This window comes from Actinomadura sp. NBRC 104412 (assembly GCF_030269515.1).
Lineage (GTDB): Bacteria > Actinomycetota > Actinomycetes > Streptosporangiales > Streptosporangiaceae > Spirillospora.
In genome coordinates this window covers 100,140-122,168 of the sequence record NZ_BSTM01000004.1, presented here as the reverse complement: position 1 = coordinate 122,168, position 22,029 = coordinate 100,140, and the positions used below count along the sequence as shown (strand labels likewise).

The 22,029-nt window shown below is 72.2% G+C and carries 17 protein-coding genes; 13 read left to right on the top strand and 4 right to left on the bottom strand.

Annotated features, from left to right (window positions below; genetic code table 11):
- Nucleotides 1-49: 49 nt before the first annotated feature.
- Both QSK21_RS06770 and QSK21_RS06765 read left to right on the top strand, forming a co-directional pair.
- The gene (locus QSK21_RS06770; RefSeq protein ID WP_285694420.1) at nucleotides 50-976 is read left to right on the top strand and encodes a LysR family transcriptional regulator; all 927 of its coding nucleotides are present in this window, start codon (nucleotides 50-52) and stop codon (nucleotides 974-976) included.
- A 148-nt stretch (nucleotides 977-1,124) separates the two neighbouring features.
- Nucleotides 1,125-3,740, top strand: coding sequence for a bifunctional FO biosynthesis protein CofGH (locus QSK21_RS06765; RefSeq protein WP_285694419.1), 2,616 nt, complete (start codon nucleotides 1,125-1,127; stop codon nucleotides 3,738-3,740).
- A gap of 124 nt (nucleotides 3,741-3,864) precedes the next feature.
- On the opposite strand, the gene QSK21_RS06760 is transcribed toward QSK21_RS06765, so the two are convergent.
- Together QSK21_RS06760 and cofD are read right to left on the bottom strand one after the other, a co-directional pair.
- Complete coding sequence (locus tag QSK21_RS06760; RefSeq protein WP_285694418.1) at nucleotides 3,865-5,151, bottom strand: coenzyme F420-0:L-glutamate ligase; 1,287 nt, start codon at nucleotides 5,149-5,151, stop codon at nucleotides 3,865-3,867.
- Entirely contained in the window at nucleotides 5,148-6,098 is a 951-nt protein-coding gene (gene cofD / locus QSK21_RS06755; RefSeq protein WP_285694417.1) for a 2-phospho-L-lactate transferase, read from the bottom strand. The genes QSK21_RS06760 and cofD overlap by 4 nt, the downstream gene beginning before the upstream one ends.
- Nucleotides 6,099-6,221: 123 nt before the next feature.
- Between cofD and QSK21_RS06750 the strand changes: the two genes are divergently transcribed.
- The 4 genes from QSK21_RS06750 to QSK21_RS06735 all read left to right on the top strand — a co-directional run bounded on the left by QSK21_RS06750 (nucleotide 6,222) and on the right by QSK21_RS06735 (nucleotide 12,815).
- The gene (locus tag QSK21_RS06750; RefSeq protein WP_285694415.1) at nucleotides 6,222-7,121 is read left to right on the top strand and encodes a hypothetical protein; all 900 of its coding nucleotides are present in this window, start codon (nucleotides 6,222-6,224) and stop codon (nucleotides 7,119-7,121) included.
- A gap of 305 nt (nucleotides 7,122-7,426) precedes the next feature.
- A complete protein-coding gene (locus QSK21_RS06745; RefSeq protein ID WP_067487041.1) occupies nucleotides 7,427-7,690 on the top strand; it encodes a WhiB family transcriptional regulator in 264 nt (87 codons plus the stop codon).
- Between the two features lie 278 nt (nucleotides 7,691-7,968).
- A complete protein-coding gene (locus tag QSK21_RS06740) occupies nucleotides 7,969-11,364 on the top strand; it encodes a glycosyltransferase family 2 protein (protein ID WP_285694413.1) in 3,396 nt (1,131 codons plus the stop codon).
- Nucleotides 11,361-12,815: a DUF5719 family protein gene (locus QSK21_RS06735; RefSeq protein ID WP_285694412.1), complete on the top strand. Its 1,455-nt coding sequence runs from the start codon at nucleotides 11,361-11,363 to the stop codon at nucleotides 12,813-12,815. The genes QSK21_RS06740 and QSK21_RS06735 overlap by 4 nt, the downstream gene beginning before the upstream one ends.
- Before the next feature lie 4 nt (nucleotides 12,816-12,819).
- On the opposite strand, the gene QSK21_RS06730 is transcribed toward QSK21_RS06735, so the two are convergent.
- Nucleotides 12,820-13,236: a metallopeptidase family protein gene (locus QSK21_RS06730; RefSeq protein WP_285694411.1), complete on the bottom strand. Its 417-nt coding sequence runs from the start codon at nucleotides 13,234-13,236 to the stop codon at nucleotides 12,820-12,822.
- Between the two features lie 340 nt (nucleotides 13,237-13,576).
- Here QSK21_RS06730 and QSK21_RS06725 point away from each other — a divergent pair, with 340 nt between their 5' ends.
- From QSK21_RS06725 to QSK21_RS06695, 7 genes are all read left to right on the top strand, one after another.
- A complete protein-coding gene (locus tag QSK21_RS06725) occupies nucleotides 13,577-13,990 on the top strand; it encodes a DUF3499 domain-containing protein (RefSeq protein ID WP_285694410.1) in 414 nt (137 codons plus the stop codon).
- Between the two features lie 783 nt (nucleotides 13,991-14,773).
- Nucleotides 14,774-16,120, top strand: a complete 1,347-nt coding sequence (locus tag QSK21_RS06720; protein ID WP_285694409.1) for a phosphomannomutase/phosphoglucomutase — start codon at nucleotides 14,774-14,776, stop codon at nucleotides 16,118-16,120.
- A gap of 1 nt (nucleotide 16,121) precedes the next feature.
- A complete protein-coding gene (locus tag QSK21_RS06715) occupies nucleotides 16,122-16,298 on the top strand; it encodes a Trm112 family protein (RefSeq protein ID WP_285694408.1) in 177 nt (58 codons plus the stop codon).
- The gene (locus QSK21_RS06710) at nucleotides 16,295-17,434 is read left to right on the top strand and encodes an SIS domain-containing protein (RefSeq protein WP_285694407.1); all 1,140 of its coding nucleotides are present in this window, start codon (nucleotides 16,295-16,297) and stop codon (nucleotides 17,432-17,434) included. The genes QSK21_RS06715 and QSK21_RS06710 overlap by 4 nt, the downstream gene beginning before the upstream one ends.
- Nucleotides 17,431-18,438 carry a cation diffusion facilitator family transporter gene (locus QSK21_RS06705; protein ID WP_285694406.1) on the top strand — a complete coding sequence of 336 codons (1,008 nt, stop codon included), beginning with the start codon at nucleotides 17,431-17,433 and terminating at the stop codon, nucleotides 18,436-18,438. The genes QSK21_RS06710 and QSK21_RS06705 overlap by 4 nt, the downstream gene beginning before the upstream one ends.
- Before the next feature lie 352 nt (nucleotides 18,439-18,790).
- Nucleotides 18,791-20,371 carry a sensor histidine kinase gene (locus QSK21_RS06700; protein ID WP_285694405.1) on the top strand — a complete coding sequence of 527 codons (1,581 nt, stop codon included), beginning with the start codon at nucleotides 18,791-18,793 and terminating at the stop codon, nucleotides 20,369-20,371.
- Nucleotides 20,372-20,402: 31 nt separating this feature from the next.
- Complete coding sequence (locus QSK21_RS06695) at nucleotides 20,403-21,071, top strand: response regulator transcription factor (RefSeq protein ID WP_285694691.1); 669 nt, start codon at nucleotides 20,403-20,405, stop codon at nucleotides 21,069-21,071.
- A gap of 532 nt (nucleotides 21,072-21,603) precedes the next feature.
- Here the strand turns inward: QSK21_RS06695 and QSK21_RS06690 are convergent.
- Nucleotides 21,604-21,975, bottom strand: a complete 372-nt coding sequence (locus tag QSK21_RS06690) for a MerR family DNA-binding transcriptional regulator (RefSeq protein ID WP_285694404.1) — start codon at nucleotides 21,973-21,975, stop codon at nucleotides 21,604-21,606.
- Nucleotides 21,976-22,029 lie beyond the last annotated feature (54 nt).

Genomic DNA, 22,029 nt, shown 5'->3' with positions numbered 1-22,029 from the left:
GGATTCGTGTAAGAATCGCTTCACAATGTTGGATCTCGGCAGGTTACGGATGTTGCGCGAGCTCAAGCTGCGCGGCACGGTGGGCGCCGCCGCGGACGCCCTGGGCTACAGCCCGTCCGCGGTGTCGCAGCAGCTCGCCCAGTTGCAGAAGGACGCCGGTGTCGAGCTGGTCGAACGGGTTGGGCGCCGGTTGCGGCTGACCGCGGCGGGGGAGACGCTGGCCGGTCACGCCGAGACGCTGCTGGCTCAGGCGCAGCGTGCGGAGGAGGAGACGCTGGCCGCCAGCGGCCGGGTCGCGGGCGTGGTACGGCTGGTCGGCTTCCAGACGGCGCTGCTGCACGTGCTCGCCCCCGCGCTGCCGCGGCTGGCGGAGGCGTATCCGGAGCTGGTGGTGGACGTCCTGGACGAGGAGTTCCACCGGGTGCTGCAAGCGCTGGTGATGGCCGAGATCGATGTCGTGCTGACCGACGAGTACAGCCACCTGCCCCGCCCGCACCGTCCCGAACTGGCCGCCGAGGTGCTGATCACCGAGCCGATGCGGCTCGTGCTCGCGGAGGACGATCCGCTGGCCGGGACCGGGCCGGTGTCGATGGCCGCTCTGGCCGGTCGCGCCTGGGCGACGAGCCGCGCGGGCACCAACCTCGCCGACCTGCTCGAACGCACCTGCGTCGAGCTGGGCGGGTTCCGGCCGCAGGTGCGGTACCGGTCCAACGACGTCCTGGTGGTCCTGACGATGGTGGCGCGGGCGCGGGCCGCCGCGTTGCTGCCCTATCTGGCGGTCGCGGAGAGGGAGGTCGGTGTCGTGCCGGTCGACCTCGCCGAGGCCAGTGTCGAGCGTCGCATGGTGATGTGGACGAGGGTGGGCGCCGAGGTGCGGCCGTCCGTCCGCGCGGTCCTGGACGCCCTGCGCGCCTCGGCCGACGCGCTGGCCGCCCGCCTCCCCCTCCTCGTGCGCGGAGTGCCCGAGGGGGAATAGATTCGGCCGTGCGGCGGCTGTGCCGAATGTTCCTGATCGCGTAGTTCGTGGCCTTCGCCCCTCGGATTTTCTATGACGCTTGGCATAGAGTGCGCTTCATGAGCACTTCGAGTGAGGCGGTCGCGAGCCGCCGAGCGGAGGCGAGGCCATGAGCGGGGGCGGCGTGACCGAGAGCGCCCTCCGGCGGGCGCTGGCCAGGGCGCGCGACGGCAAGACACTGGATCTGGACGAGGCCACCACTCTGCTGCACGCACGCGGCGAGCAGCTTGACGACCTGCTGAATTACGCCGCGCGGACCCGGGACGCGGGGCTGGAGGCGGCGGGCCGTCCCGGCGTCATCACCTACAGCCGCAAGGTCTTCATCCCGCTCACCCGGCTGTGCCGGGACCGCTGTGGCTACTGCACGTTCGCGACCGTCCCGCATCGGCTGGAGTCGCCGTTCCTCAGCCCGGACGAGGTACTGGAGATCGCGCGGCAGGGCGCGGCGCTCGGGTGCAAGGAGGCGCTGTTCACCCTCGGCGACCGTCCCGAGGACCGGTGGAGGCAGGCGCGGGAGTGGCTGGACGCGCACGGCTACGACGACACGCTCTCGTACGTGCGGGCGATGGCCGTGCGCGTGCTGGAGGAGACGGGACTGCTGCCGCACCTCAACCCGGGCGTGCTGGGGTGGCGTGACTTCCAGCGGCTCAAGCCGGTGTCGCCCTCGATGGGGATGATGCTGGAGACGACCGCGACCCGGCTGTTCACCGAGAAGGGCGGCCCGCACTTCGGGTCGCCGGACAAGGACCCCGCCGTGCGGCTCCGGGTGCTGGAGGACGCGGGCCGCACCAACGTCCCGTTCACCACCGGCATCCTCATCGGCATCGGGGAGACGGCGCGCGAGCGGGCCGAGGCGATCTTCGCGATCCGCAGGACGATGCGGGAGTACGGCGCGATCCAGGAGGTGATCGTCCAGAACTTCCGCGCCAAGCCCGACACCAAGATGCGCGACACCCCGGACGCCGAGTTGGAGGAACTGGCCGCGACGATCGCCGTGACCCGGCTGGTGCTGGGGCCGAAGGCGCGCGTCCAGGCGCCGCCGAACCTGGTGGACGACCAGTACGCGCTGATGCTGCGGGCGGGGATCGACGACTGGGGCGGCGTGTCGCCGCTGACCCCCGACCACGTCAACCCGGAACGCCCCTGGCCGCAGATCGACGAGCTGGCCGCCCGCACCGCCGAGCAGGGCTTCACCTTGCGGGAACGGCTCACGATCTACCCCGAGTACGTCAAGCGCGGCGAGCCCTGGCTCGACCCGCGCCTCGCCGCGCACGTCGCCGCCCTGGCCGACCCCGAGACCGGCCTGGCCCGGGAGGACGCCGTCGTCGAGGGACGCCCGTGGCAGGAGCCCGGTTCGGAGAGCGCCCCGGGTGGCGTCGGCGGCTACGAGTCGTTCGGCGGCACGGGCCGTACCGAGCTGCACGTCGAGATCGACACCACCGGGCGCACCACCGACCGCCGCGAGGACTTCGACTCCGTCTACGGCGACTGGGACGCGCTGCGCGAGAGGATGAGCGCGCCCGCGCGCTTCGACGCGGACGTGAAGGCCGCGCTCGCGTCGGCGGAGAAGGACCCGGCCGGGCTGTCCGACGACGAGGCCCTCGCGCTGCTGCACGCCGCCGGTCCCGAACTCGACGCCCTCATGCGGATCGCCGACGACCTGCGCCGCGAGGCGGTCGGGGACGACGTCACCTACGTCGTCACCCGCAACATCAACTTCACCAACGTCTGCTACACCGGCTGCCGGTTCTGCGCGTTCGCGCAGCGCCGCACCGACGCCGACGCCTACACCCTGTCCCTGTCACAGGTGGGGGACCGGGTGGACGAGGCGTGGGAGGCCGGCGCCACCGAGGTCTGCATGCAGGGAGGCATCCATCCCGACCTGCCCGGCACCGCCTACTTCGACCTGGCCCGCGAGGTGAAGCGGCGCGCGCCGGACATCCACCTGCACTCCTACAGCCCGATGGAGGTCGTCAACGGCGCCAGCCGCACCGACCTGTCCATCCGCGAGTGGTTGCAGGCCGCGAAGGAGGCGGGCGTCGACTCCCTCCCCGGCACCGCCGCCGAGATCCTGGACGACGACGTGCGCTGGGTGCTCACCAAGGGCAAGCTGCCCGCCGACCAGTGGATCGAGGTCGTCACCACCGCGCACGAGCTGGGCATCCCGACCACGTCCACGATGATGTACGGGCACGTCGACACGCCCGCGCACTGGGTGGCCCACCTCAAGCTGCTGCGCTCCATCCAGGAGCGGACGGGCGGGTTCACCGAGTTCGTGCTGCTGCCGTTCGTTCACCACAACTCGCCGATCTACCTGGCCGGGCTGGCACGTCCCGGTCCCACCGTCCGGGAGAACCTCGCCGTGCACGCGCTCGCGCGGATCCTGCTGCACGGCGCCATCCCCAACATCCAGACCTCCTGGGTGAAGCTGGGCGACGAGCTGTGCGTCCGGGTGCTGCGCGGCGGCGTCAACGACCTCGGCGGGACGCTGATGGAGGAGACGATCAGCCGGATGGCGGGCTCGGAGAACGGCTCGTTCAAGACGATCAGCTCGCTGGAGGCGATCGCCGCCGCGGCCGGCCGTCCCGCCCGGCAGCGCACCACCACGTACGGTGAGGTGCCCGCCGAGCGGCTGGAGGCGTCCCGCCGCACCGACGGCGTCGGCCAATTCGGGAAGAACCTTTCCGGAAACGGCCGGACGAGCCTTCCGCTGGTCGCCACCTGAGGGCCGGATGAACGGGGCCGGGCGGTTTCTCCGCCCGGCCCTTTTCGGGTGCGATATTCAACGTCCCGGCGTCCGGTCCCGAAGAAATCCACCGTGAATTCCGGGGTTTCCCGGGCACGGCGCGTCAGCGCACCTCGATGAACGCGTCCGGTTCGCGGGGCGGACGGGAACGCGGCGGCGCGGCGGCATGGCCGACGCCCACGGCGCCCATCGGGTCCCAGTCGTCCGGCAGGTCCAGGACGTCGCGGACGACGTCGCGGCAGAACATCGTGCTCGACACCCAGCACGAGCCCAGCCCCTCCACGGCCAGTGCGACCAGCAGGTTCTCCACCCCCGCGCCCATGGCCACCACGAACATCTCGCGCTCGGCGCCGGCGCGCCGCGCGTCGGGATAGGCGTGCGAGCCGTCCATGACCAGGCACGGCACCACCAGGTACGGAGCGCGGCGGAGCACCTCACCGCGGCGCAGCCGCCTGGCGATCGACTCCTCGGAGAAGCCGTCCCGCCGCAGGTCCGCCTCCCAGGCGTCGCGCATCGCGTCCAGCAGGCGCGTCCGCGACTCCGCGGACTCCAGCAGGACGAACCGCCACGGCGTGGTGTGGTGCGGCGCCGGCGCGGTGATCGCCGCCGCCACGGCCCGCCGGACCGCCGCGGGGTCCACCGGCTCGCCGGTGAACTCCCGGATCGTCCGCCGCGCGTGCAGCACCTCGGCCGACCCGTACCGGAACATGTCCTCGTCGGCGGGGCGCACCAGCTCCCGCGCGCCGGGGCCGTCGTCCTCGGTGACCAGCGAGCCCAGGCCCCGCACCACGGCGACGGGCACCCCGTCCAGCTTGCCCTTGACCAGTTCGGCGGCCGAGGCGACCTCGTCGGCCAGCGCCGTGATCGTCGCCTCCAGCCGGTTGCCGTACGCGTCGTCGCGGCCCCGCAAGTCCTGCAAGGCGGGCAGCCCGGCGGCCCCGATCGCGTTGTCGGTCAGCCCCATCCGCCAGGGCCGTCCCAGCGTGTCGGACAGCAGCACCGCCACGTTCAGGCCGGTCCGCTCGCGCAGGCGCGCGCGGATCCGGCGGGCCGAGGCGTCCGGGTCCTCCGGCAGGAGCAGCACGGTGCCGGGCTCGGTGTTGGACGCGTCCACCCCGGCGGCGGCCAGCACCAGGCCCTGCCGCGTCTCGACGATCCGGGTCTCGCCGCGCGCGTGCGTCCGCCGCGCGACCACCCGCACCGTCTCGGCGTCGATCGCCTTCTCCCGGTCGGCGGCGACCAGCACCCGGCCCTCCGCCTTGCTGACGATCTTGGACGTGATCACCACGATGTCGCCGTCCGCCAGCAGGCCCGCCGGCAGCAGCCCCGCGATGTCGTCGCCCTCCCGGATCTCGGGCAGCCCGGGGATCCCGAAGATCTCGACCCTCACCGCTTCAGCTCCAGGGCGAGGTCGAGGGCGGCGCGGGCGATGGCGGCGGTCGACTCAGGATCGCTCATCAGCAGCGGGCGGGAACGGACGGCCATGCCCTCGATCCCCTCCTCCGCCGTCGCCGCGTCGGCCTCGTCCACCAGCCAGCCGTCCAGCAGATCGGGCCCGTAGTGCTCGGCGACGGCGCGGGCCGAGGTCTCCACGCCGATCGCGGTCAGGCAGGCGTCGGCCATGCCCCGCACCGGAGCGCCCCCGATGATCGGCGACACGCCGACCACGGTCTTGGCCGCGACCGCCTCCCGGATGCCGGGGACGGACAGGATCGTTCCGATGCTCACCACCGGGTTGGACGGCGGGAACAACACGGCGTCCGCCTCCCTGACCGCGTCCAGGACGCCCGGCGCCGGCTTGGCGTCCTCCGCGCCCACCGCCGCGATCGACTCGGCCGGGACGGACGCGCGCATCCGCACCCACCACTCCTGGAAGTGCACCGCGCGCCGGCCGCGTTCGGGATCGTCGATCACCACGTGGGTCTCGACCTGGTCGTCGGTCATGGGGATCAGCCGGACGCCCGGCTTCCACCGGTCGCACAGCGCCTCGGTGACCGCCGAGAGGGGGTAGCCCGCGGCCAGCATCTGCGTCCGGACGATGTGGGTGGCGAAGTCGCGATCGCCCAGGCCGAACCAGCTCGGCCCCACCCCGTAGGCGAGCAGCTCCTCCTTGACGGTGAACGACTCGTCCGCCCGCCCCCAGCCCTGCTCCTCGTTGATGCCGCCGCCGAGGGTGTACATCACCGTGTCCAGGTCGGGGCACACCCGCAGGCCGAACAGGGAGATGTCGTCCCCGGTGTTGCCGATCACGGTGATCTCGGCCTCGGGAGCGGCCGCGCGCAGCCCCCGCAGGAACCGCGCCCCGCCGATGCCCCCGGCCAGGGCAACGATCCTCATGCGTCCTCTTTCCTCATGCACGTCAGCCTATGGCGCCTCGTGAGCCGGTACCGGCCGGGCGCCCGGATGTGCCAAGCTTTGGATCGGAACCCCATCGTCTGGACCAATTGGAGAGATGCCGCCGTGAACAAGGACGCCGTGCAGCGCCTGCGCGAACCGGTCGCCTGGGTCCTGCTCGCCTCTGCGGGGCTGCAACTGCTCGCCGGGCTCATCGCGCTCCTCGCCGGTGGCGGAGCCGCCGACGGCGGCGGGTTCAAGTACAGGGCGTTCGCGGAGATCACCGGCGGGTTCTTCACCCAGGCCGCCGTGGTCGGGCTGCTCGCGCTGGCGGTGGCGCTGGTCGCGCTCGGGCCCGCCCCGACCCGCCAGGCCCGCACCATCGTCATGGGCGCGCTGGGCGTGCTCGGCGGCATCGCGCTGTTCGGCGTGGTGTGCTGGTTCTCCTCGCTGCTGGTCGACTCCGACTTTGCGGGCGGCGGGCAGAAGCTCGCGGTGTTCCTGTACGGCGCGGCGCGGCTCGCGGTGATCGGTGTCACCGGCTGGTTCCTGTTCACCGTGTTCCAGCTCATGCAGCCGGTTCGCCCGCAGGGACCCGGGCAGGTGCCCCCGGGCGCGTACCCCGGCTACCAGCAGGGCCAGCCGCAGTTCGGCCAGCCGCAGCCGCAGCAGCAGTACGGGCAGCAGCCGTACGCGCAGCAGGGCTACCAGGCGCAGCCGTACCAGCAGGCCGCTCCCGAGAACCGGCAGGGCGCCGCCCAGCCCGGCTATGGGCAGGACCAGTACGGGCAGCCGCAGTACGGCCAGCCCCAATACGGGCAGCCGCAGCAGCCCCAGGAGGGGCAGGCGGGCCAGCAGTACGGCCAGGGCGGTTACCAGCAGCCCGCCCAGGAGGAAGAGGGCATCGGCGAATGGACCCGCGCATACGGCGGTTCCGGCGGCGACTCGGGTTCCGGCCAGTCGGGGGAGCAGCGTGACGAGGGCGGCGACTGGTACCGCGACAACCGTCCGCCCCCGCCGCAGTGACGGTGGTGACGGTTTCTCCACCCGGCCCTTCGGTCTGTGAGCCCTCTACCGGGCCTTCAACCCGGCCTTCACACTGAGGTAACGCGGGCGCGGTAACACGCGATTAACGGATCTTCGATGATCTCGGCCAAAGACCCGGCCGCCATAGCGCGAATTAGTCGCGTTTGTCCCCCTGGAAACTCGTTCCGCTTGACGGGGCGGGCGCCACACGCGTGTAATTTCCTGCGTGTAGTTCTATGCCTTCTCGGGGGATGGAGCTGAGGGAAGGCATTGACCAGGGGGCTCCACGGGCTAGGAGGTGCGCTGTGAGCGAGGTAGTGATCCCGCTGGCGCACGGCACAGACGGTGAAGAGTTGGGCTGGCAGGAGCGCGCCCTGTGCGCGCAGACGGACCCGGAGGCATTCTTTCCGGAGAAGGGCGGCTCCACTCGCGAGGCCAAGAAGGTGTGCCGGGCATGCGAGGTACGGGCGGAGTGCTTGGAGTACGCGCTGCAGCACGACGAACGCTTCGGAATCTGGGGCGGCCTGTCCGAGCGTGAACGCCGCAAGCTGAAGCGTCAGGCCGTCTGACCAGGCCGTTCGTCCGGCCCGTACCACGCGGCCGGACGGCGGCGACCGGCCGGGCCGGTCCGTCCCGATCCACCGGATCGGGGGCGGGCCGGCCCGGCCGCGCGTACAGTGTCACGCGTAGTCACGCGTACTGGTGGCAGCCGTGCCGGCCGGGGAGGCCGGCACGGCTGTTCCGGTTCCCGGCCCCTCACCATCCGTTCTGATCGGATGTGCCCCCCGCCCCCTCGCTCACCCGCTATCGTTCACCCCCCGTCCAGGAACACAGATCGAGCGGACCCGTGTCGCCCACTCTCGATCGCCATGTCGTCACGGCGGTCCTCGTCGCCCACGACGGCGCGCGATGGCTGCCCGAGACGCTGAAGGCGCTGCTGACCCAGACCCGCCCGGTGCAACGCGTGGTCACGGTTGACACCGGAAGCGCGGACCGGGGTCCCGCCGTGCTCACCGAGGTGGTCGGCGCCGGCAACGTGCTGACCCTGCCCCGCACCACCGGGTACGGCGAGGCGGTCGCCGAGGCCCTCCGGCATCCCGCCGCGCGGCTCGACGTCCCGCTGCCCGACGACGTGCCCGAGGACGAGCGCGTCGAGTGGGTCTGGCTGCTGCACGACGACTCCGCGCCCGCCCAGGACGCCCTGGCGTTGCTGCTGCGCGTCGCCGACTCCGATCCGAACGCCGCCGTGCTGGGCGCCAAGCTCCGCGACTGGGACGACCGGCGGACGCTCCGCGAGGTCGGCGTGGCCATGGACGGCGCGGCCCGCCGCGAGACCGGCCTCGACCGCCGCGAGTTCGACCAGGGACAGCACGACGGGCTGCGCGACGTGATGGCCGTCTCCAGCGCGGGCATGCTGGTGCGGCGGGACGTGTGGGAGCGGCTCGGCGGCTTCGACGTCGAGTTCGGGCTGTTCCGCGAGGACATCGACTTCTGCTGGCGGGCGCACGCGGCCGGGCACCGGGTGGTCGTGGTCAGCGACGCGGTGCTCTACCACGCCGAGGCGTCCTGGCGCGGCATCCGAGAGATCGGCATGAGCACCGAGTCGCGCCGCCGCCGCGACCGCCGCAACGCGCTCTACGCCCTGCTGGCCAACCTGCCGCTGCGCGTGATACCGCGTGCCCTCGTACGCAACGTCTGGACGACCCTCCACCGCGTCCTGTACCTCCTCGCGGTCAAGCGCAAGGAGGCCGCGCGGGACGAGCTGGCCGCGCTGGGTGACGTGTTGCGCCACCCGGTCCGGATGCGCCAGGCCCGTGCCGCTCGCGCCGAAGGCCGCAACCGCGTCTACCACAGCATGCGGCGCTTCCAGCCGCGCCGTGTCGCGCTGCGCCGGGTGTTCGAGGCGGTCGCGAACCGGCTCGCCGCCCGTGCCGCGTCCCGCCGCCACGACGCGGAGGACGACGAGTTCGCCGACGAGGGACCCGGCCCGCTGCGGCGCCTGCTCGCCCGTCCCGTCGTCCTGCTGATGCTGGGGCTGTGCGCCGTTTCCGTGGCCGCCGAGCGTTCCCTGATCACCGCGGCGGGACGGCTCGGCGGCGGCGCGCTGGTCCCCGCCTGGGGCGGGGCGAGCGACCTGTGGGCCCAGTACCTGTCCGGCTGGCACCCGGTCGGCGCCGGCTCCGACGCCGGGAGTCCCCCGTACATCGCGGTGCTGGCGGCGCTGTCCACGCTGATGCTCGGCAAGCCGTGGCTGGTGGTGTCGATCCTGCTGCTCGGCAGCGTGCCGCTGGCGGGGTTCACCGCGTACCTGGCCGCCCGGGTCCTGATCGTGGAGTCGCCGCGGAAGGGGCGCCGTGCGGCGGCGGGCGGCCCGCGGATCCCCGTGCCGGTGGTGCGCGCCTGGTTCGCCGCCGTCTACGCGCTCCTGCCCGTATCGACGGGCGCGATCGCGGGCGGACGCCTCGGCACGGCCGTGGTGATCGTGCTGCTGCCGCTGCTGGCCGTCCAGGCGGCCCGGATGTTCGGGCTGCCGCGCCGGGGAGGCGGGCGCGCCGGGCGCGGACGCGTACGGGACCGGGCGGACCTGCAACTGACGGGGCGCGCGGCGTGGACGGTCGCGCTGCTGCTCACGGCCGCGATGGCGTTCGTCCCGCTGATCTGGCCGCTCGCGCTGGTCGCCGGCGTGCTGATGTGGGCGCTGTTCGGGCAGCTCGGCGACGGCCCCGGCGCCGTCCGCGACCGGCGCAACCTGATCATCGCGCTGGCCGTACCGCCGCTGCTGCTCCTGCCCTGGACGGTGGGACTGCTGCTGCATCCCAGCCGGTTCCTGCTGGAGGCGGGGCTGCACGTCCCGGTCACGCCCGCCGCGTCCGCCCGCGACCTGCTGGCGCTCGACCCGGGCGGCCCCGGCACCCCGGCCCGCTGGACGCTGTACGGGCTGCTGCTGGTCGCCCTGTGCGCGCTGGCGCTGCGCGGCCGCCGGACGCTCGCGCTCACCGGATGGCTGCTGGCGATCTTCGGGCTGATGGTGGCGATCGTGACCAGCATGGCCACCGTCACCGAGGGCGCCGACCGCGCCGCCGTCTGGCCCGGCGTGGCGATGCTCCTGGCCGGCTCCGGGGTGCTGCTGGCCGCGACCGCCGTCGTACGGCGCGCCGTGGACGTCCTCACGACACGGCACCTGACGTACCGGATCGCCGGTGGCCTCATCGTGGCGGCCGCGGTGAGCACCCCGGTCCTCGCCGCCGGAGCGTGGGTGGTCGCAGGTGCGGGCGGCCCCCTCGGCCGTACCGACCCCGACGCCGTCCCCGCCTTCGTCCATGGGTCGGTGGGGGAGCGCACCCTTGTCATGCGCAGCGAGCCCACCGGCAGGGTCGCGTACACGATGCTGCGCGGTACCCGCCCGATGCTGGGCGAGGCCGAGACGCCCATGAGCGAGGACGTGCGCCGCCGCCTGGACGGGCACGTCGCCGGTCTGGCCGGGGGACGCGCGGGCGACGGGCGGGCGCTGATCCGGATGGGCGTCCAGTACATCCTGGTGCCCCGTCCCGCGCGGGACCCCCTGACACGCGTCCTGGACGCCACGCCCGAACTGACCCGGCTCAGCCGCACCGGCACGTTCGGCCTGTGGCGGCTGCCGTCGCCCACCGGGCGCCTCATGCTGCTGGACGGCGGGACCGTGACCCCGCTGGAGGCCACGTCGCCCGACGGGATCTCCGCGCGGGTCCGGATCCCGCCCGGCTCGGCGACCCGCACCCTGCTGCTGACCGAGCCCGCCGACGGCGGCTGGCGCGCCGGGCTGGACGGCCGCGAGGTCGGGTCCCGGACGATGGACGGCTGGGCCCAGGGGTACGAGATTCCGGCGCGCGGCGGCCTGTTCGAGCTGTCGCGGTCCATGTGGCTGCGGCACATCTGGGTGACCGTTCAGGGCGTGGCCTTACTCCTGGTCGTGGTCCTCGCGCTCCCCGGGGCCCCTCCCGAGGCCGCGCCCGCCGCGTCCTCCGGCCGAACGGGGCGCGCTGGGCGGCATGGGCGCAGGCGTGGGCAACGGGCCCGGGTGGTTGCGGGAAGCCTCGCCCGCCGTGCCGCGGTCGGTGCCGGACGTGGCACGGACGCGTTGCGCGCCCGTATCCACCACGACCCCCGTCCCGCCGCGGACATCCCCGAACCCTCCAAAGAGACCGTCGAGGAAGCCTTGGCAGATGAGGACGAGGTCGCGGTCGCCTCCGAGGAGCGCTCGTGAACCTGGAAAGGATCGTCCGCCTCCTCGGGCTGCGCTACGTCACGGCCGCGCTCGTCCTGCTCGCGCTCGCCGCCCTCTACGGCGCGGCGTCCCTCTCACGTCCCGAGGCGACCGCCGAAGCCTTCGGCAGCGGCGTGGACGACCCCCTCGCATCCGCCGTATCGGTGTGCCCAGGCCGCGAGAACGCACGACTGAGCGTCCAGGGGGCCTCCCCGAACCTCCTCAAGGTGAAGGCCCGTACCCCGGGACGCGCCGACGTCGTGCAGACGCCCAACGGCCTCGGTGTCGGATCCCTCACCACCCCCGGCGGCCTGTGGACGAAGGACCTCAGCGACGTCAAGGACTCCTACACCGTGCGTGCCTCCGGCGCGATGGCCGCGGGCCTGGAGGCCGAACAGACCACCCACTGGCCGAAGGGCGACGACCGTGGGCTGGCAGGGCTGCGCTGTGCGCGTCCAGGGACCGACCTGTGGTTCTTAGGGCCGGGACCCACCGCCGCAGAGAGCATCGACGTCCACCTGACCAACGTGGACGCCGAACCCGCCGCCGTGGACATCACCGCCCTCTCCGGGGAAGGACCGCTCGACACCCCCGATGGGCGCGGCATCCCGGTACCCCCCTACAGCACCAAAGTGGTGAGCCTGGGGAAGTCCCCTGAGGGCCTGGGCGAGATCGTCAAGACGGCCTCCGACCTGTCACTACGGGTCCGCGCCACGACCGGACGCATCGCCGCGTCCGTCCGCGTACGGATCGGCGACGGCAAGGGCGTCGAATGGCTCCCCGTATCCCCCGGGCCCGCGGCCTCGCTCATCGTCCCGGGCCTCCCCGGCGGCAACGGGCGTCGCAGCCTGCTCGTCGCGGTACCGGGCCAGGAGGACGCCGCCATCCGACTCCAGGTGATCACGTCCACCGGCACGTTCGCCCCCCAAGGCCAGGACACCCTGGACGCGCCCGCGGGCACCGTCACCACCCTCGACCTCGACCGCGCCCTCACCGGCAAACCCGCCGCCGTGCGGCTCCTGTCCGACCGTCCCATCGTGGCCGGCTTCAGCGCGCAACGCGGGGCCGACATCGCCTACGGCACCTCCACCCCGCCCCTCACCCCCGGCGGCTTCGGCGTCGTCTCCGACAACCGGTTCGACACCACCATCGCCCTCACCGCCCCCCGCGGCGACGCCACCGTACGGATCACACCCCTCGGACCCCAGAGCACGCCCAAGACCATCAAGGTGCCCTCGGACCGCACCGTGGAGGTCAAGCTCACGGCCGCCGAGAAGGGCTACGGCGTCGTCATCGTCCCCCAACCAGGCTCGGGACCTGTCCACGCCGTACGGACGCTCTCCACGGGCAAGGGCGACACCGCCCTCATCACAGCCCTGCCCATAAACCCGGCGCGTACCACCGTCCACCTGCCGCCCGTAGGCGACACCCAAACCGCCATAACCCCCTGAAGGGCTAATCGTCCGGCGAGTCGTAACTGGGATCCACCGACTCCGGCGACAACCCCAGCAGGTCGGCGACCTCCTCCACCAGCAGGTCGCGGACCAGCCGCCCCGTCTCCCGCTCCCCCGACGCGCGGGCCTCCACCGGACGCCTGAAGATCACGATGCGCACCGGCCGCCCACCCGTCCCCGGCCGCGTCTGCCCCAGCGGGACCGGACCGTCGAACCACGGCTCGACCGCCGGAACCTCCTCGACCGTGAACTCCACCTGGGCCAGCTCACGCCCCCAGCGGCGCCCCAGCCTGCGCACCTCGTCCCGCACAAGATCATCGAAGCGTTCCGCCCGCGTGCGGCTGACCGGCGTCCGCGGGGGCGTCAGAGGGCCACGAAGGCCGCGACCATGCCGATCGCGGCGCCGTACGCCTGCCACGCTGTTTAGATTACTCCGCTTCGGCGTCGGGCGCTGAGCGCCCTCCTTCTCAGCGGAGTGTGCGATCGCTGCATCGCTCCGACTCGCCTAGGGGCTCGCTCCGCGATCAGGGTCTCGCTGGCGCTCGCCCCTGGCTTCGCTCGCGATCGCGACGGCCGGGCGCCGTCCGGGGCTGGGGCCGGTGGCTGAGGTGGGTGGTTTAAGTGGTTTCTGTCCATGGCGACCGAACGCGCCGCCTGGAGCACGGTATGTAAGCCCTCCACAGGAAAAGACCGGGTAACGGCGACACGTACCCGCGGGTGGTGGCGGAGTCGGCGGCAGGGGGGTACGGTCGGCCATCGTGAGCCCCGTCCGCATCTGCTCCCGCACCGCCTGCAAGGCGCCCGCAGTCTTCACGCTCACGTACGTCTACCGCGACTCGACCGCCGTCCTGGGGCCCCTGGCCACCTATGCCGAGCCCCACTGCTACGACCTGTGCGCGGAGCACTCCGAGAGGCTGACCGCGCCCATGGGCTGGGAGCTGGTCCGGCTGCCCGTCGAGGAGCAGACCGAACCCAGCGCGGACGACCTGGAAGCCCTGGCCGACGCGGTACGGGAGGCCGCCCGGCCCACCCCCGGAGGCATCCAGGAGCCGGTAGGACAGGGCACCGAAGTAGGACGACGCGGCCACCTCCGTGTCCTACGCTCCGAACCCACCGGCCCCACCAACCCCAGCGGCCCCCAACCCGCTGGCACCCAACCCTCCCAAGACTGACCCACCCACCCACAGTCCCTCTGCCCCACCCCACCCCCACACAAAAGCCCCTCATCACCACCCTTCAGCCCCTCTCGGTAACAAACACACCTCGCACTACCTCAGCCGACAGACCAACCCCGGACGGCGCCCAAGCGTTGCGATCGCGTCCGAAGGCAGGGGCGAGCGCCAGCGAGACCCTGATCGCGTAGCGAGCCTCTAGGCGAGTCGGAGCGATGCAGCGATCGCGCGCGGTGCCGGAGAAGGAGGGCGCCCAGCGCCCGACGCCGCAGGCACCGCCAATAAACACAGAGGAGCGCCAGCGACGAGCGCAGCTCGTGCTTGCCAATGAACACAGTCGCACTCTCCTCAGCCCATTGCCCCAGCCCCGGACGGCGGCCAGGCGTTGCGATCGCGTCCGGAGGCAGTTCCGAGCCTGCGAGGAACTGATCGCGGAGCGAGCCCCTGGGCGAGTCGGAGCGATGCAGCGATCGCACGCGGTGCCGGAGAAGGAGGGCGCCCAGCGCCCGACGCCGCAGGCACCGCCAACAAACACAGTCGCGCCCACCTCAGCCCCCGACCCCAGGCCCGGACGGCGGCCAGGCGTTGCGATCGCGTCCGGAGGCAGTTCCGAGCCTGCGAGGAACTGATCGCGGAGCGAGCCCCTGGGCGAGTCGGAGCGATGCAGCGATCGCCGCAAGCACGACAAGCGAGGAGCGCCAGCGACGAGCGCAGCTCGTGCTTGCAATAAGACCAGCGATAGGCTCTTGGCTTCCGCAGGTTGCCGGGCAGTGGGGGGCGAGAGTGGGGCTCGACAAGGTCTTCAAGGCGTACGACATTCGCGGAGTGGTGCCTGATGAGATCGATCCGGGGATGGTGGAGGCGGTCGGTGCGGCGTTCGTGCGGGTGACGGGGGCGTCGTCCGTGGTGACCGCGCATGACATGCGGCCTTCGTCGGAGCCGCTGGTGGAGGCGTTCGCGCGGGGGGCGACCTCGCAGGGGGCGGACGTGGTCGAGGCCGGGCTCGGGTCGACTGACATGCTGTATTACGCGAGTGGCGCGCTGGACATGCCGGGGGCGATGTTCACGGCGAGTCATAATCCGGCCAAGTACAACGGGATCAAGCTTTGCCGGGCGGGGGCCAAGCCCATCGGGCAGGACACCGGGTTGAGGGAGATCCGGGAGCTCGTGGAGAGCGGGGTTCCGGACGGCAACGGGGCCACGGGGAGGATCAGCCGGCGCGATCTGCTCAAGGGGTACGCGGAGTATCTGAAGTCGCTGGTGGACCTGTCGGGGATCCGGCCGCTGAAGGTGGCCGTGGACGCGGGCAACGGGATGGGCGGGCGCACGGTGCCGTCGGTGTTCGAGGGGCTGCCGATCGACCTGGTGCCGATGTACTTCGAGCTGGACGGGACGTTCCCCAACCACGAGGCCAATCCGATCAACCCGGAGAATGTACGGGACCTTCAGGCCAAGGTGCGGGAGACGGGGGCGGACATCGGGCTGGCCTTCGACGGGGACGCGGACCGGTGCTTCGTGGTGGACGAGCGGGGCGAGATCGTCTCGCCGTCCGCGATCACCGCGCTGGTGGCGGTGCGGGAGCTGGCCAAGTACCCGGGCGCCTCGATCGTGCACAACCTGATCACGTCCAAGGCCGTACCGGAGATCATCGCCGAGCACGGGGGGCGGCCGGTCCGGACCCGGGTGGGGCATTCGTTCATCAAGCAGACGATGGCGGAGAGCGGGGCGGTGTTCGGGGGCGAGCACTCGGCGCACTTCTACTTCCGCGACTTCTGGTTCGCCGACTCCGGGATGCTGGCGGCGATGCACGTGCTGGCCGCGCTGGGCGGGCAGGACCGGCCGCTGTCGGATCTGCTGGCCGAGTACACCAGGTACGTGGCGTCCGGTGAGATCAACAGCGAGGTGTCGGACCAGGCGGGCGCCGCCGCGCGGGTGCGGGAGGCGTTCGCGGGACGGGACGGTGTGAGCATCGACGAGCTGGACGGGCTGACGGTGGGCACCGACGACTGGTGGTTCAACCTGCGGCCGTCCAACACCGAGCCGGTGCTGCGGCTGAACGTGGAGGCCGGCGACGAGCGGACCATGGCGGCGGTGCGCGACGAGGTCCTGGCCATCGTGAGAGAGGGATGAGATGAAGCTGGACGGCTGGCTGCTGGAGATCCTGGCCTGCCCCAACTGCGGCGGCGAGTTGCGCGCCGAGGACGGTGACAGCGAGCTGGTCTGCACCGGCACGTGCGGCTACGCGTATCCCGTGCGGGACGACATTCCGGTGCTCCTCGTGGACGAGGCCAGGACGCCTGCTCCATGAGCCAAGGGGTCGATCCGGGACGGCTGGACGATCCCGGGGCGATCGAGGCCGCCGATCCGGGCGGGATGCTGCGCCAGGTCGCCTCGTCGGCGGCGCAGTTGCGGGAGGCGCGGTTGCGCGCGGCCGAGGCGGGCGTGGAGACGCTGGCCGAGGACGGGCGGCCGCGGGCGATCGTGGTCGCGGGCATGGGCGGTTCGGGCATTTCGGGGGATGTGCTGGCGGCGGTATGCGGCGGGCCCGTCCCGATCGTGACGGTCCGGGGTTATCGGCTGCCCGGTTGGGTGGGTGCGGCCGACCTGGTGATGGCCGTGTCGTGCTCGGGTTCGACCGAGGAGACCCGTGCCGTGGCGGTGGAGGCGGCGCGGCGCGGCTGCCGGTTGCTGTTCGTGGGTACGGAGGGGTCGCCGCTCGCGGAGCTGGCCGAGCAGACCCGTGCGCTGTTCGTCCCGGTACGGTCCGTGGGGCAGCCGCGTGCCACGTTGTGGGGGCTGACCGTTCCGCTGCTGATGGCGGCCCGCGCCCTGAAGCTGGCGGACCTGCCGGACGCGACGCTGGAGATGGCCGCCGAGCGCCTTGAGGACGTGGCGCATCGGTGCCGTCCGAGCAGCGAGCCGTTCGTCAACCCGGCCAAGCGGGTCGCGCTCGACCTGATGGGGGATGTGCCGCTGGTGTGGGGCACGTCGCCGCTCGCGGGTACGGCCGCGTACCGGTTCTGCTGCCAGCTCAACGAGAACGCCAAGTACCCCGGCGTGTACGGGGAGCTACCCGAGGCGGCCCACAACCAGGTGGTGGCGTTCGACGGTTTCTTCGCGGGGGGCGGGGCGGCGGCCGACGAGGACGAATTCTTCCGGGATCGGGCGGGCGAGGCCGAGCACGGCCTGCACCTGGTCGTTCTGCGCGACACCGAGGAGCACCCGCAGGTCGCCAAGGCCCGCGAGGTCGCGGTGGATCTGGCGCGTGCGCGGGGCGTGGCGGTGACCGAGCTCGCCGCCGAAGGCGATCATCCGCTGGAGAGAATCGCGTCTTTGATCGCGCTTGCCGACTACATCACGGTTTACTTGGCTATCGCGTTGGGTGTCGACCCGACTCCGGTGTCGGCCATACAGGAGCTCAAGGCAAGGATTGCGGATACATGAGTGCTGAGGGCGGGACCAAGGCGATCGTCGCCGCGCTGGCCGCCAATCTCGGGATCGCGGCGTCGAAGTTCGTGGCGTTCGTGTTCACGGGGTCGTCGTCCATGCTGGCCGAGTCGATCCACTCGGTGGCCGACTCGGGGAACCAGGGCCTGCTGCTGCTCGGCCGCAAGCGGTCGGAGCGGACCCGCACGCCCCAGCACCCGTTCGGCTACGGCCGTGAACGCTACTTCTACGCGTTCGTCGTCGCGGTCGTGCTGTTCACGGTCGGTGCCGCGTTCTCGCTGTACGAGGGCATCCACAAGATCACCGACCCGCACCACGTGGAGTCGCCCGGCTGGGCGTTCGGCGTGCTGATCGTCGCGATCGTCATGGAGTCCTTCTCGTTCCGCACCGCGATCAAGGAGTCCAACCAGATCAGGAACGGCCGGTCCTGGGTGCAGTTCATCCGGCGGGCCAAGGCGCCCGAGCTGCCGGTGGTGCTGCTGGAGGACCTGGGCGCGCTGGTCGGGCTGATCCTGGCACTGTTCGGCGTCAGCATGGCCGTGGTCACCCACAACGGGGTCTGGGACGGCATCGGCACGGTGTGCATCGGCGTCCTGCTGGGCCTGATCGCGATCATCCTGGCGATCGAGACCAAGAGCCTGCTGATCGGGGAGGGCGCCGATCCCGAAGTGGAGCGGCAGATCGTGGCGGCGCTGGAGTCGGTGGAGGAGGTCGACCACCTCATCCACATCCGCACCCAGTACATCGGCCCGGAGGAGATGCTGATCGCCGCCAAGATCGCCGTGAATCACGACGACACGGCGGCGCAGGTGGCGCAGGGCATCGACGCGGCCGAGGCGAAGATCAGGGCGCAGTTCCCCGAGGCCCGGCTGATCTACCTGGAGCCCGCCCTCGACACCCCGGCCACGGCGGGGACGGAGAGCACGGTGGGCGCGGAGAGCGGCGAGGGCACGGAGAGCGCGCCGGAGGAGAGCGGGACGGAGACGCCGGCCTCGTCCTGAGGCGCCCGTCGCGCGCGGACCCCTCGCCGGCCGGCCGTCGTACCGGTCGACCCCAGCCCAGGCTTAACCGGACATGCCCCTGACGGGGCACACGGCTCCACCGGCCGGCGAGGGCGCCTCCCCACCCGGACCCCTGAAGCCGGGTGGTTCTGGTGTGACCTCGGCGACCCCGCGGGCCCCCCTGACCAGCGGGATCACCGTGATGGTCACGAACACGACATTACGCGGCTCGGGGGTCGGCGATCGTCCACCCAGAGGAGGGACATGATGTCGTCCTGCAGGGGGATGAGGGGGCGCCGCATAACACCGCACGGTGAGGTGCGAAACGGCGCGCAGCGGTCAGTATTGGGGGGTGACCAACGACCACTACCCCCAGACGGCGACGCCCCAGCCACCACCACCCGGCGGCGGGCCGCGGCCTGAGCGGGGGGCGGCCACCGGGTTCGGACCGGCGGTCGCCCACCACGCGTGGCGGCTGTCCGGACGGGTCGTGGCGGGCGTCGGCCAGCTCCTGCTGTGGATCCTCACCGGCATCGGGCACCTGCTCGCACCGCTCGGCCGCCGTATCGGCGCCAGGCTTTACGGGCGTGGCGTCTCGCGTCCACTGGGCCCCGGCAGCGACGGGCACACCCGCATGGCGCCTGGCGGCGCCACCGCGCCCCTGCCGCGCTGGATCCACGCCTGGAACGAGTTCACCGAGTCCTGGTACTTCGCGCCGCTCACCGGCCTCGCCCTGACCGTCGCCGCGCTCGCCGAACTGGCACCGCAACTGGAGTCCCCGGTCAGCGTCCCCGCAGGGTTCGCCTTGGCGGCCACGCTGCCGCTGGCGTGGCGCAAGGAGTACCTGCGTCCCGTCGCGGCGATCGTGCTGGGCGCGGTCGCGGCCAGCCTGCTCACGGGCCAGACGGTCCTGGTGAGCACCGCGTTCGCGGCCCTCTACACGCTGTACGCGCTCGCGCAGCAGCTCCCGCGCCAGTCCACGGGCGTGCTCGCGGTGGGCAGCGTCGTGGTCGTCGCCGTCGTCTACCTGGCCACCGGCACGCTCGACGACGTGCCGTGGCCCGCGACCGTCATCGCCGTGCTGGCGGCCATCGGCCTAGGAGACGCGCGCCGTACGGTGGAGACCGCCGGACGGACCCAGGCGGAGGCGCACGAACGCACCAGCGAGACCCTCACCCGGCTCAACACCGTCCAGCGGGAGCAGGCCGTCATGCGGGAGCGCGCCCGCATCGCCCGGGAGCTGCACGATGTCGTCGCGCACTCCGTGTCGATGATCGCGGTGCAGGCGGAGACCGCGCCGTACACGATGCAGAACCTTTCGCCCGAGGCCAGGGACGGCTACAACGAGATCGCCAAGACGGCCAGGGAGGCGCTGGTGGAGATGCGCCGGCTGCTGAGCGTGCTGCGCGCCGACGCGAAACCGGAGCCGGAGTCCGCCCCGCAGCCCCGCCTGGACCGGCTGCCCGAGCTCGTCCAGCAGCATCGCGGCGCGGGCGGGCACGTCGACCTGGACGTGCGGGGCGAGCCCCGGGTGCTGTCCGCCACGGTGGAGCTGTCGGCGTACAGGATCGTCCAGGAGGCGCTGACGAACGCGCGGCGGCACGCGCCGGGCGCCGGGGTCCGCGTCGAGCTGACCTACCTGCCCGACCGCCTGGCGGTACGGGTCCGGGACGACGGCGCGTCCGCGCCCACCATGGTGCTGCCGACCGGCGACCCGGCCGGGCGGACCCGGGTCGAAACCCCGGCTTCGGGTGAACAGGGCGGCGGACATGGCCTCGTGGGCATGCGTGAACGTGCGACCATGCTGGGCGGACGGTTCTCCGCCGGCCCGGCCGCCGAGGGCGGGTTCGTGGTGGAGGCCGAGCTTCCGCTGACGAGGGAGGAGAACCCGACCCGTGACCCCGGTTCCCCCGCGCCACCAGGACGCCCCTGAGCCCGTCCCGCCGGACGGAAGGCCGGGCGGCATGATCAAAGTGCTGATCGTCGACGACCAGACGATCGTGCGGGCCGGGTTCGCCGCGCTGCTGGACGCCCAGGAGGGCATCACCGTCACCGGCGAGGCGGGCGACGGCCGGGAGGCGGTCCGGCTGGCCGAGGAGACCCGCCCCGACGTGGTCGTCATGGACATCCGGATGCCCGGCATGGACGGCATCGAGGCCACCCGCAGGATCCTGGCCAAGCCGTGGGCCACGGGCGTCCGCGTCCTGGTGCTGACCACCTTCGACGTGGACGAGTACGTCTACGAGGCCCTGGCCGTCGGCGCCAGCGGCTTCCTGCTCAAGGACGCCACGGCCGACGAGCTGGTCTCCGCCGTCCGCGTCGTGGCCCGCGGCGACTCCCTGCTCGCCCCCCAGGTCACCGGACGCCTGATCCGCGAGTTCACCCGCCAGCGCCGCAACCGCCCGCAGCCCCCCTCGGAACTGTCCACCCTGACCGCCCGCGAGACCGAAGTCCTCACCCTCATCGCGGGCGGCCTCTCCAACAGCGAGATAGCCCAACGCCTGGTGGTCAGCGAACACACGGTCAAAACCCACGTGGCAAGGGTCTTCACCAAACTGGGCCTACGCGACCGCGCCCAAGCCGTCATGCTCGCCTACGAAGCAGGCGTCGTCGTCCCCGGCGAACAACGCTGACCAGGGCTGATCGGCGGTGATGAGGGCGACGCCCGCGCCCCCGTTTTCGTGTGGCCGTTGCCTATGGCGTGCAGGGATTCCTCGATTGGGTGAACGGGAGGCTTGAGAGAGGCAATGCCCGTGAATGATAAGGAATTCGACGCGCTCTTCTGAGGGGCGGGCGACGAGCACGGTCGCCTGCTCGACGAGTTGGATCCGGGCAGTCGGCGCACGGCTACGGGGGCTCTTGTCTCGGCGGCCCTGTTCGAGATGGCGGTTATCAGAGACGGCGAGTACGTGCCGGGAATCGAGGTCGTGGCCTTCGTGGCGCAGGCGCGATCGTCATTCGACGTTTTCGCCGAACGCGTCCTCTCGTGCGTGATGAGGGCTCCGCGAGTGATGCCGAGGTCGAGGCAATCCTCACTGATGCCAGGCGACTCGCTGATGATGTGATGAATATGTGACGGATGCTGCGATATCGGCTCGCGGATTCCTGTGGTCGTTGCGCACCCGGATGCCTGCGACGCTCGCTTCGGGGCGGGCAACGCTGAGATCAGGTGGGGCGGCGGCGTTGGAGGAGGCGGAGGGCTTTCTCCTTTTCGAAGTCGAGGGCTCGGGCCGGGGGTGCGGAGAGGCGGCCTATGCGTTCGCCGAGTTCCCGTACGCGGGCCTGGACTTCGGGTTCGGCCAGGACACGCAGGCCGAAGGCCAGTTCGGCGGGGCCGACGTCGTAGCGTTTCTCCAGGGCGAGGGCCAGGGCGACGGCGCGGAGCTCGGCGTCGCCGAAGCGGCGGTGGCCGTTGGCGACAGGGGTCCGGGACGCGCCGGACGGCTCTCGGGTGGCGGGGAGCAGCCCCAGGCTCTCGCGGTAGCGGAGCATCCGGGGGGACGTTCCGAGGCGCCGGGCGGCCTCCGTGATGCGCATGGAGTCGATTCTGACAAATTAGTGTGAGAAAGTCAGCTCCGCTCGTGCCTTCGG

Excerpts from the sequence above, each read along its gene's own strand:
- QSK21_RS06770 (WP_285694420.1), top strand. The coding sequence starts at position 50 with ATGTTGCGCGAGCTCAAGCTGCGCGGCACGGTGGGCGCCGCCGCGGAC.
- QSK21_RS06765 (WP_285694419.1), top strand. The coding sequence starts at position 1,125 with ATGAGCGGGGGCGGCGTGACCGAGAGCGCCCTCCGGCGGGCGCTGGCC.
- cofD (WP_285694417.1), bottom strand. The coding sequence starts at position 6,098 with ATGAGGATCGTTGCCCTGGCCGGGGGCATCGGCGGGGCGCGGTTCCTG.
- QSK21_RS06715 (WP_285694408.1), top strand. The coding sequence starts at position 16,122 with ATGAAGCTGGACGGCTGGCTGCTGGAGATCCTGGCCTGCCCCAACTGC.
- QSK21_RS06710 (WP_285694407.1), top strand. The coding sequence starts at position 16,295 with ATGAGCCAAGGGGTCGATCCGGGACGGCTGGACGATCCCGGGGCGATC.
- QSK21_RS06705 (WP_285694406.1), top strand. The coding sequence starts at position 17,431 with ATGAGTGCTGAGGGCGGGACCAAGGCGATCGTCGCCGCGCTGGCCGCC.
- QSK21_RS06695 (WP_285694691.1), top strand. The coding sequence starts at position 20,403 with ATGATCAAAGTGCTGATCGTCGACGACCAGACGATCGTGCGGGCCGGG.
- QSK21_RS06690 (WP_285694404.1), bottom strand. The coding sequence starts at position 21,975 with ATGCGCATCACGGAGGCCGCCCGGCGCCTCGGAACGTCCCCCCGGATG.